Origin of the sequence: Nafulsella turpanensis ZLM-10 (genome assembly GCF_000346615.1) — a bacterium.
GTDB lineage: Bacteria > Bacteroidota > Bacteroidia > Cytophagales > Cyclobacteriaceae > Nafulsella > Nafulsella turpanensis.
The window spans coordinates 70,444-81,126 of sequence record NZ_ANNU01000020.1; the positions used below are offsets into that span (position 1 = coordinate 70,444).

Consider the following 10,683-nt stretch of genomic DNA (forward strand, 5'->3'; position numbering starts at 1 on the left):
CAGTAATGCTCCGGAGGTTTTAATTGAACCGCCGGGAAATTTCTCCAGACATACCTCCCGTTAATCCAGGCTGAGTAATTCTCTTCGCCAGAGAGGGAAAAAGTGGTGATTGATATATACTTTATTTAAGATGAAGAGGACTCCGGGAGGTAATTCTGCTCAACCATTTCTGCTGAAGCAGGTTGTTTAAATGAATCTGTTTTTTCACTACCCTCTTTTTATGGACGATCAGCAAAGTATCATTGAAAAATCGCCTCATATAAGTAAAACCTTTATCGTTAAACTTGTCATTGCCATTGTATTGGTATTTGCTGCCCTTGGTCTGTTTGAATTACTGGTAGAGGCATTTCAGGTAGTGTTGCTGGGGATTACAGCTGTAATATGGGCCGTGCTGTTTAGGGGACCGGCCGACTGGATTTGTAGCAAAACCTGCATTAAACACCATTGGGCTACCCTACTGTCTGTAATACTGGTCCTGGGCGTAATGACTGGCCTTGGCTGGCTGGTATTTCCCAGCTTTATCGAAGAATTTTCTCAGTTCGAAAAAAAAATTCCGGAAGCCATCAATAACATCAAAGAAGAGTTAGTTCAAACCTCCCTGGGCCGGAGACTGGTTCAGGAACTGGAAAGCCCTCAGGAAATAATTATGAAGAATGGAGGTACTCTTCAAAACCTGGTTGCCAGTTTCTTTTCTTCTCTTTTTGGCTTCCTGGCCGATGTTTTCATTGTTATAGTAGTAGGTTTTTTTCTGCTTGCCGATCCCCACCTCTACAAAAGGGTTATTGTGAAGCTTTTTCCGGTCGACCGTCGCCCCCGGGTTGCCCTGCTGCTCACTTATCAGTACAGAACTTTAAAGTCATGGCTGGCTGGGAAGCTTTTCGATATGTTTGTAGTGGCTGCTCTTACCACCTTTGGACTTTGGTTATTAGACATTCCTTTACCAATTGCACTGGGTGTAATTGCAGGGCTTATTTCTTTTATCCCAAACCTTGGCCCCATCATTGCACTTATTCCGGCCCTCCTGATAGCTTATTTAGAAGGGCCGAAAAGCGTGCTCTATGTTTTTATATTGTATAACAGCATCCAGTTAATAGAAAGTAATCTTCTCTTACCGCTTATTCAGCAGCACCAGGTATCTGTTCCTCCTGCTTTTATATTATTAGGACAGGTTTTATTAGGGGTTGTGGCAGGCGTACTGGGTATTATACTTACAGTTCCAATTCTGGTACTCCTCATGGTATTTGTAAAAATGATTTACCTGCAGGATATTTTAGGAGATCCGGATGTAGAGTTACAGGCAAAAAATGGCAGTTAACAGCCTGGCTTGCCACAGGAACCACCATTCTGTGGCAGACTTCCTTATTTTACATTAAGCTTGAGCGAAAAAGCTACAGAAGCAACCATTATAGGGCGTACTGGATTGATTTACTCCGGGGCCTGAGAATACTCACTCCCCTACTAAAAAATCTACCTTCGGAGAAGAAACTCTTTTAAAACCAGCCATTAGTTTTCATTTGTAGTTTTAACTCTTTAACTACTTCTGCTCTGCAAACACTTACTCCCCTAGGCCAGGTCTGAGGGCTGCTCATGCGCCTGTAATGGCTTAGCTGTTTAGACTGGACCAACAAATGTCTTGCGCTGGCTGGCACTTCCACTGAAAGTAACCAATTTTAAAAAGAGCCTTATGCCTTTTAGGTCAATGTTATTCTTTTAATTTAAGGAATGATCAAACACTTTATATACAAGGAGACATTTTTTCCGTTTCAGAGGTACATCTGCTTCTGAATTGTTAAAAATAAAAAGTAAATTTATTTCTATAAGATTACCCCTTTCCCTGAAAGCGTAATAGCGGAACTACAATGAATGTACTAAAATACTGCTTCGATTATGTAGTAAAAACTGGTGTAAATCCAAAGCTGAGCACCTATGAAAAAGGCCTGGTAAAGCTAACCAATAAAGCAGCCCTTGTTGTTATCCTAATCGTAAATCTCATCTTTGTTCCGCTGGCTTTGTACAACCAGCACACCATATCAATACTTTTCTTCAATTCCCTTTTTTTTCCTGTTGCGCTGGCCTTTAACAAAATTGGTTACTTTAAACTGGCCCGCCACAGCCTGCTTATCCTCTTGTACAGCATGCTACTTACTATTTCGGTCATTCGAGGAAGAGAAAGCGGTATCTTATTTATCCTGATCCCTACCATCCTGCTTATTTTCATCTTCTTTTACGGCCAGAAAAACCTGTACGTCCACCTTATTATCTCCCTTGTCATTACCAGTTTTATACTTATCTATACTGATATTCATCTTCCTCTCCTTCCTTACTCCCACGAAATAGTTTCTTCTGTATTTGCGGTCAACTTGCTCATTAGCCTTTCCCTCACAGCCATTTTCATTAACTTTATCTTCAACCTTAACCGGCAATACCAGAAAGAGCTGCTCGACCTGAACAATACTAAAAATAAAATTTTAAGTATTATTGGTCATGACCTTAGAAGTCCTATCAGTTCCTTAAAAGGCCTGCTGCAACTTTTTAACAGTAAAAACATCAGCCAGGCAGAGTTCAGGCAACTAACCAGCCATTTGTACAGAAATACCGAGCACCTTTCCTATGCCCTCGACAACCTCCTTCAGTGGTCGGTTTCACAGATGAAGGGTTTCCACCCGCTTCCTGTACGCTTCAACCTTTATGAACTGATAGAAGGGGAAATGAAACTATTCACGGAGGCCGCGCGATTTAAAAGTATCTCTCTTCTGAACAAAGTACCTCCCCAAACCCACGGCTATGCCGACCCTAACAATATTGCGCTGGTCATCCGTAATCTCATGAACAATGCTATAAAATTTACTCCCGATGGTGGTATTATTACTGTAGATGGTAGCCAAAATAATAATCAGGTGACCATCCATATATCCGACACCGGTGTAGGAATAGATGAAGAGAAGGTAAATAAGCTTTTTCGCTCGTTTAAGCCCCTCAACAGCAGGGGAACTAAAGGTGAGGTAGGAACAGGCTTAGGATTGATGCTATGCAAAGAAATGATAACTTACAATAAAGGATCCATTTGGGTAAAAAGCGAAAAAGGCAGGGGCAGCACCTTCTCCTTTACACTTCCCGCCCCCCTGTCCCCACCTTCCGGACTACTCCCTGAGCAGAAGCCTAAACAAGCAAAGGTATAATGTTTAAACATTAAACATTTTTAACTAAGTTTAGTCCTCTTAAAAAGACAGAAGCATATGCCTAATCGGAAAATAAAAAAGATACACCAGGCCGTTCCCGCCCATATGGAGGGCCTCGACACCTGGAGGGCCCTGCCCACCCGCGAAGTCGAATACCTCGATCCCTTCCTGTTCCTGAACCACCACGGCCCACAGGATTTCCCGCCAAATAATTCAGGCCTTCCCTTTGGTCCACACCCTCACCGGGGCTTCGAAACCCTTACTTTCGTTATTGATGGCGATGTAGTGCACCAGGATACCGGGGGCGGCAAGGATGTTATCCAGGCAGGAGGCATCCAGTGGATGACGGCCGGCAGCGGCCTGATTCATTCTGAAGTTTCTTCGGAAGAATTTAAAAAGAAGGGGGGGCGTGAGGAAATTCTGCAACTCTGGATGAACCTCCTGGCTAAATTCAAAATGACCAGGCCCCGCTATTACGGTCTGCAGGAAGGCCAGATTCCTCGCCTGAGCCAGGATGAAGGAAAGGTAAGCATGCAGCTGATTTCCGGTGAATGGAAAGGAGAAAAAGGAGCCGTGGAATCCCTTACTGATTTAAATATCAGCCGCATCGATTTTAAGAATGGCGGTAAGCTTTCGCTCGAAATACCCGCTGAGCACACCATTTTCTTTTACGTGGTGCAGGGCAAGTTGAAAATCAACGGCGAACAGGAAGCCGGGCAGCGCCAGCTGGTGGAGTTTGCCTATGAAGGCGACCAACTTCTAATTGAAGCACTGGAGGATGCTATCCTGCTCCTGGGGCATGCCGAGCCTTTCAATGAACCCGTAGTCGCTCATGGCCCGTTCGTCATGAACAATCAGCAGGAAATCCGGCAGGCCATGCTCGATTACCAGTCGGGCAAAATGGGCGTATGGCAGGAGTAATTCCCCTACATTATCTAATAACAACAGCAAGAGCAGCAACCACTGCTCTTTTTTATTTTTCTCCCAAAGCAACTTTAGCGCATAGGCGGCCGTAAAAAGAAAAAATCAGCTACTTCCAGCCTTCCCTAAACATATCCTGGAGTAGACGGCCAACCTTATCCCTTTATGAAAAACAGATTCATTTTCGCGCTTCTTTTCTGCTATTCTTTTATAGCCCCGGCACAGGATATATCATTCTCCAGCCAGCAGGAACATGCCGTAGAATGGATGGAGGCCACTTCTCAGTTTACCGGTCCGGCCATAGGCAGCCAGCTGCCTGAGGAAATTACTGAAAAGATTAAAAATTCAGCAGAAGCCAAAAAGCTGTATGTACTGCATTTCTGGTATGTAGGCTCAGGTGCAATGGCAGCCGAGGCCGACTATCTCCGGAAGCTGCAAAAGGAGTTCAAAGACCAGCCAAACATAGCCTTTATCAGCTTTGTAGCCTCACCGGAAGAAGAGGTTCAGGCCTATGTGCAGGAAAATGGCAATTTCGGCTATAAACTACTGAGCCTGGAAAGTCCCGAGGAACTGGAAAGTCAGCTAGGCATCAAGGCCTTTACTACCCATATGCTCGTGAACGGGAAAGGTGAAATTCTGGAAAACTTTACCGCTGCCATCGACTTTGAGGAAATGTACGAGCACTACAGAAACAAAATTCAGGAGCAGCTGTAGCATTACTGCAGGCAAGCTTCTACACAACACCCATTTTTCCTTGCAGGCTTTGCTGCATTTTGTGTATCTTCGAAGGTATGCAAGGCAGCCTTTTTCCCGATAGCACCCCCGGTCCGAAAAACTTCGTTATTTACCGTTCCTCCGCCGGTTCGGGCAAAACCTATACCCTCACCCGTGAATACCTCACGCTGGCCCTGCGGGCGCCCCAGTATTTCCGCTCCATCCTGGCCGTAACCTTTACCAATAAGGCGACGCAGGAAATGAAAACCCGAATCATTGAAACCCTGCACGAGCTGGCCGAAGGCAAAAAAACCCCTATACAGGGAGAGCTGCAGGAAGCAACCAGCCTCCCACCGGATGAATTGCAGGAGCGTGCACAAAAGGTGCTTTCCGCCATCCTCCACAACTACTCCTATTTTGCTGTCAGCACCATCGACAGCTTTTTCCAGACCGTAATCCGCGCCTTTGCACGTGAGGTGGGACTACAGGCCGGTTTTAAGGTAGAACTGGAGCAGGACAAGGTGCTCGAAGACCTGATTGACCTTTTGCTGAAAGATGTGGAGAAAGACCGCCACCTGCGGGAGTGGCTCATTCAGTATGCAACCGACCGGGTCGATGAAGGATATACCTGGGACATCCGCCAGGATATTAAAAACCTGGCCAATGAAATTTTCCGCGAAGACTTTAAGCGGCACGAACGCAAGCTGCAGGAAATAGCCCGCGACCCCAACCGCTTCCTGTTCTTCCTGAAGCAGCTCAAAGAACTGCGCGAAAGTTTCGAGCACCGCATGAAAACCATTGGGGAGGAGGCACTTCATATTATGGACAATTATAGGCTCGAAGTAGGCGATTTCAGCTCCGGCACTTCCGGTGTGGCCGGCTATTTCCTGAACATTCTGCCCGATAAGGGAAAGTATGAGCCAGGCACCCGGGCCCGAAATGCGCTGCATGAGGTAGAAAAGTGGTATACCAAAACCTCTAAAAAGAAGGAAGTAATAGAAGCGGCTGTATTGGGTGGCCTCAATGAGAAACTCGGGCAGGCGCTGGACCTCTTTGATACCGAGTACACCAAATACAACACCGCCAAACAGGTGCTGCGCTTCGTCTATACCTTCGGCATTCTGGCCAGCCTTACCGATAAGCTCCGGCAGTACCGCGAAGAGCACGACCTCATGCTCATTTCCGATGCCTCCGTCTTTCTCCGCGACATTATTGGTGAAAATGAGGCGCCCTTTATCTATGAAAAAACCGGCAGCGCCTACCAGCACTTTCTCATCGACGAATTCCAGGATACCAGCGGCTTCCAGTGGGATAACTTTAAGCCCCTGGTTGCCAACAGCGTTGCCACCGGCCATTACAACCTGGTAGTGGGCGATACCAAACAGAGCATTTATCGCTGGCGGGGAGGCGACTGGCAGCTGCTACTCAGCCAGGTAGAAAGGGATATTGGGCTGGAACAGACGAAGAACGTCGAGCTGAGCCACAACTGGCGCAGCTGCCGCGAAATTATCGCTTTTAACAACCAGACCTTTTACCATGCGGCTGAAATGGTAAAGGAGCTTTATATAGAGCAGGTGGCAGATATAGGCGATGAAGCCGAAGAGCAGGTGCTGCTGTTTGATGCAGGCCAGATTGCCGAGGCCTATAAAGATGTGTTCCAGCATTTTCCGGCCGTAAAAGGACCGGATGCCCGCTGTGGCCATGTAGACATCCGCTTTCTGGATAAAAGCGGGGCGGTCGAGGAGACTGACGAAGAGGAGGAATTGGAGGGGGGATGGAAAGCTCATGCCCGGCAGCACATGCTCCGCACGGTAGAAAAGCTGCAGGACAAAGGCTATCGCCTCAAAGACATGGCCCTGCTCGTGCGTACCAAAGGCGAAGGCAAAGAGCTGGCCGATGCCCTGATGGAAGCGGAAGAAAATAAGAGCTCCGACTGCCCCTATCATTACCGCGTGGTGTCGAACGAATCGCTCTTCCTCGACAGCGCCGCCTCGGTTTGCCTGCTCCTGAATATCCTGCGCTATATGAATAATCCGCAGGATGTGGTGGCCCGTGCTGCCATGATACACGACTATCAGCGCTACATCCGGAAGAACGAAGCGCAGGACCTCCACCAGCTGTTCCGCAACAGTGGCGCCCGTGAAAATAAGTATGAGCAGTTTCTGCCCGGGAGTTTTCTGGAGAAGCGGACCTACCTCAACAAGCTCCCGCTTTATGAACTCATGGAAAACCTCATTCTGGAGTTTGAACTGAACAAGATAAAGGGGGAATGGGCTTACCTGCAGGCATTCCAGGATGCGGTGCTGCACTTCACCAAAACCGAACGCGGCGATATCGATGCTTTTCTCGAATGGTGGATGGAAACCGGCTATAAAACCTCCGTGCAGCTCAGCGAGTCGCTCGATGCCATTCGCATCTATACCATCCATACCTCCAAAGGACTGCAATTTAAGGCGGTAATCATGCCCTACTGCAACTGGAAGCTCGACCATAACACTCAGTTCAATAACATTCTCTGGACAGAAGCTGAGCAACGGCCTTTCAACAAAATGGAGGTGATGCCCATCAAATATACCGGCACGCTTAAGCAAACAATTTTCCGCCAGGACTATTACCGGGAGCTCATGAAGGCCTATCTCGATAACCTCAACCTCCTTTATGTAGCCTTTACCCGTGCCGAAGAAGCGCTTTTCGCCTGTTTGCCCCTGCCGACTTTTGAAAAGAAGAGCGGCCTTGCCAAAGCCACGGAGATAAACGGCCTGCTTTACCGCCTGCTTAGCGAGCAAATCAGTATTGGGGAAGATTCCCTCCGTCAGCAGGTTGTTAACGAGCTTGACTTCAGCCAGTACTGGAATGCCGCCACGCATTCCTTCTGTCTCGGCGAACTGGAGCAGGCCAGGCATAAGGAGGAAAGCAGCGAAGTAAAGCAGATAAGTCTCGACCACTATTTCTGCCAGCGCTGGCGCAACCGCCTGGCCGTAAAGAAAAGAAGCGGCAGTCTCAGCTATACCAAAAGCGGCGAAAGTGCGGCCACCCTTAACTGGAACGAAACCATACAGACCGTATTAGTCAAACTGGAGTACCGCTCCGACCTTCCAAGAATATTGGACGAGGTTTATTTCGAAGGTCTCATCAGCCGCGAAGAGCAGGAGGTAATTCGGCAAAAGATTCAAGCACATTTCGAGCAGCCGCTCATCGGCCACTGGTTCAGCGAAGAATGGCAGGTGCGTACTTCTCTGCCCATCCTGGTAAAGGAAGGCTTCATCACCCGCCCCGACCGCGTCCTCACCCGCGATAAAGAGGCCATTGCCATCGACTTTAAAGCCGGCGAAGCTGATGAGGCACATCATAAACGGGTAAAGCTGTATACCCGTCTGCTGAAAGGAATGCAATACCAGCAGGTAAAGGGTTATCTGCTTTATCTGGATTCAGGAGAAGTGGTGGAAGTGGTATAGAGGAAGTTGAAGCTTGAAAGGTTTTTAATGGCAACTGGAGCCTATAAAATGCTGTATTTGGTAGCGGAGCTTTGCGAACCGCGGCAATCTGTTGATAGGAAGCAAAGGAGCTGGAAAAGAAAGGCTTATTAAAAGCTGTCATTGCGAAGGCGACGGAGGAGCCTGTGGCAATCTGCCATTCAGGCGGATAGAAGCCAATAAAGAGCCTGCCCTTAAAGACTCTTTAGCTAATTTCAGGAGATTGCCGCGTCGTGCCTCCTCGCAATGACAGGCTTTTTAAGTACCTCACAGGAAAAATTGCATGAAACACCATAACTATTTTGTGTACATCCTGACAAACAAAAACAAAACCGTACTGTATACAGGCCTCACCAATGATTTAGAAAGGCGGGTATTTGAACATAAGGAGAAAAGTCGCAAGAGTGCATTCACGGCACGCTACCATATAGGAAAGCTGGTATATTACGAGCGGTTTTCGCATATAGAAGAGGCCATTGAACGGGAGAAACAAATAAAAGCTGGTTCAAGGATTTGATTGAAAGCATTAATCCCAAATGGAAGGATTTACTGGAGGAGTCGTAGAGAAAAGCATCTACTGGAAGAGCTGGTAAAATGCTGTCATTGCGAACTGAAGATTGGCATTGGAGGGAAGTTGATGAAAGTTTTTTTTTAATGGCGTCAGACCGTGCGAAAACTATATTTCTGAAAATAGCTGGCGGGAATCAGGTTTCGTGATTCCTTTAGCGCCTTTCTCAAGCCACCATTTTTAGCTGTTGATTTTCTCTGTTCCAAAACCCATCTTCAGCAGAGAGGCTTATTTTCGCTCTTAATCCTGCATAAAAGCAACAGCAGCAGTCCTTTCCCCTGCTTTTCAGTAGCTTTAGCAGTTCCGGAACGGAAAGTATGGACACAGCTCTCCTAATGTTATAGACTGTGAAGATGAGTCCCATCTCCCCATCCACCTTTTCCAGGCCTTTCAGCAGGGTGTAAGTATATCCCCATGCACGTTTGATGGTGCCAAAAGGATGTTCTACAATAGCCTGTCTTTTGCGGTAAACTTCCTGCTGCTCAATAACTCTTTGGTTGTTTCTGCCTACTACCTCTGTATATTCATTTCGTTCCACAAGGCGTCCATACTTATTGTTAGTGCAAAGGGCTTTGACTGCACATGCCATGCAGGCTTTGGTCTTGTAATGCTTGACAGTATAGGGAGTGGGATTCTTTCTGATCTCGCAGACGGTGCTTTTTTTGTAGATACTGCCATTGGTTTTGAGCGCTTCACCCCGTGGGCAGATATAATGGTCCTGTGCCTTATCATAAGTAAACTTATCGATGAGGTAGTCATCTGTAGGAATGGGACTTTGCCTGCGAGCTTGTTTAAAGGCCACCAGGGTAATAATGCTGTTCTCTTCACAGCGGCTAAGCTGCCCTCCATTAAAATAGCCTTTGTCTGCCAAAACAGTGATGCTTACTTTTCCCAGTACCTGCTTTGCTGCCAGGGCAGCAGGGAATAAGGCTTTGAAGTCGTTCTTGTTGGTAGCCTGGTAGTGGATGATAAGCTTGTGTTTGCTGTCTACGGCTGTCTGGCTGTTGTAGCTTACCTCTACGATATTGCGGTGCAGGATTAAAGCTCTGCTCTCTGCATCGGTGGTGGAAATCTGCCCGTCATCACTGGTTTTCAGGGCCTCTTTAAGAGCCTCATATTTCTGCCTGCGGATATTGAGTTGCTCCAGTGCTTCTGCTACTTTTTTTTTACCATGGCCGCCTTATGCTCCTGGCTATCCTGCTGTTCCAGCTCCTGGAGATACTCATTGGTTTTGGCTTCGATGTAGGCCATGTGGCGGTCAATCTTTGCCTGATTGTAATTGTTCTTCTTGGAATTCACTGCCCGGAATTTAGAGCCGTCAATGGCTACATAATCACCTTCCAGCAGGTCGACTCCCTTTAGAAAAGAGACAAAAGCTTTGAAGACTTTTCTCAGCGCCTGGGGGTGCTCTTTTCTGAAATCAGCAATGGTATGATAGGCAGGGGTAAGGCCCTGGATGAGCCAGTGCAGTTCAATGTTGCGCACGCATTCTGCGGCCAGTTTCCGGGAGGAGCGGATGCGGTTGTAATAGCCGTAGAGGTAAAGCTTCAACAGATGTTTAGGATGATAGGAGGGCCGGCCGGTAGCGGCAGGCTTTACCCTGAAACCCATCTTCTCCAGGGGCAGCACCTCCACAAAGGCATCAATCACCCTTACCGGATTATCTGATGTGATCCGCTCTTCAAGGGTGGAGGTGAAGGCTTGAAAGCGGTCTTTGCCAGCGATATGTTCCATAGATGAAAATACAACTTTTCATTGGTTTGTTGATGCTTTTTCTGCACTTTTAAATTCACACAAAGAGGGCAGTTCTCGCACAGACTGCCGTTGG

General features: G+C 47.3%; 8 protein-coding genes. 6 read left to right on the forward strand and 2 right to left on the reverse strand.

The window, feature by feature from the left end:
- Positions 1–190 precede the first annotated feature (190 nt).
- From F752_RS0109715 to F752_RS23840, 6 genes are all read left to right on the forward strand, one after another.
- Positions 191–1,315 (forward strand): AI-2E family transporter, encoded by a 1,125-nt coding sequence (locus tag F752_RS0109715; protein ID WP_017731537.1) that lies wholly within the window; start codon positions 191–193, stop codon positions 1,313–1,315.
- A gap of 544 nt (positions 1,316–1,859) precedes the next feature.
- Entirely contained in the window at positions 1,860–3,179 is a 1,320-nt protein-coding gene (locus F752_RS25310; RefSeq protein WP_017731538.1) for a sensor histidine kinase, read from the forward strand.
- Between the two features lie 57 nt (positions 3,180–3,236).
- Entirely contained in the window at positions 3,237–4,100 is an 864-nt protein-coding gene (locus F752_RS0109725) for a pirin family protein (RefSeq protein ID WP_017731539.1), read from the forward strand.
- Positions 4,101–4,265: 165 nt separating this feature from the next.
- Positions 4,266–4,814: a TlpA family protein disulfide reductase gene (locus tag F752_RS0109730; RefSeq protein ID WP_017731540.1), complete on the forward strand. Its 549-nt coding sequence runs from the start codon at positions 4,266–4,268 to the stop codon at positions 4,812–4,814.
- A 77-nt stretch (positions 4,815–4,891) separates the two neighbouring features.
- Complete coding sequence (locus tag F752_RS0109735; protein ID WP_017731541.1) at positions 4,892–8,269, forward strand: UvrD-helicase domain-containing protein; 3,378 nt, start codon at positions 4,892–4,894, stop codon at positions 8,267–8,269.
- A gap of 301 nt (positions 8,270–8,570) precedes the next feature.
- Positions 8,571–8,804: a GIY-YIG nuclease family protein gene (locus F752_RS23840; RefSeq protein WP_017731542.1), complete on the forward strand. Its 234-nt coding sequence runs from the start codon at positions 8,571–8,573 to the stop codon at positions 8,802–8,804.
- 217 nt (positions 8,805–9,021) lie between these two features.
- Here the strand turns inward: F752_RS23840 and F752_RS25315 are convergent, their stop codons facing one another.
- The gene (locus F752_RS25315; RefSeq protein WP_081604545.1) at positions 9,022–10,002 is read right to left on the reverse strand and encodes a transposase; all 981 of its coding nucleotides are present in this window, start codon (positions 10,000–10,002) and stop codon (positions 9,022–9,024) included.
- Between the two features lie 8 nt (positions 10,003–10,010).
- Complete coding sequence (locus F752_RS25320; RefSeq protein ID WP_017731544.1) at positions 10,011–10,589, reverse strand: transposase; 579 nt, start codon at positions 10,587–10,589, stop codon at positions 10,011–10,013.
- Between the last annotated feature and the right edge of the window lie 94 nt (positions 10,590–10,683).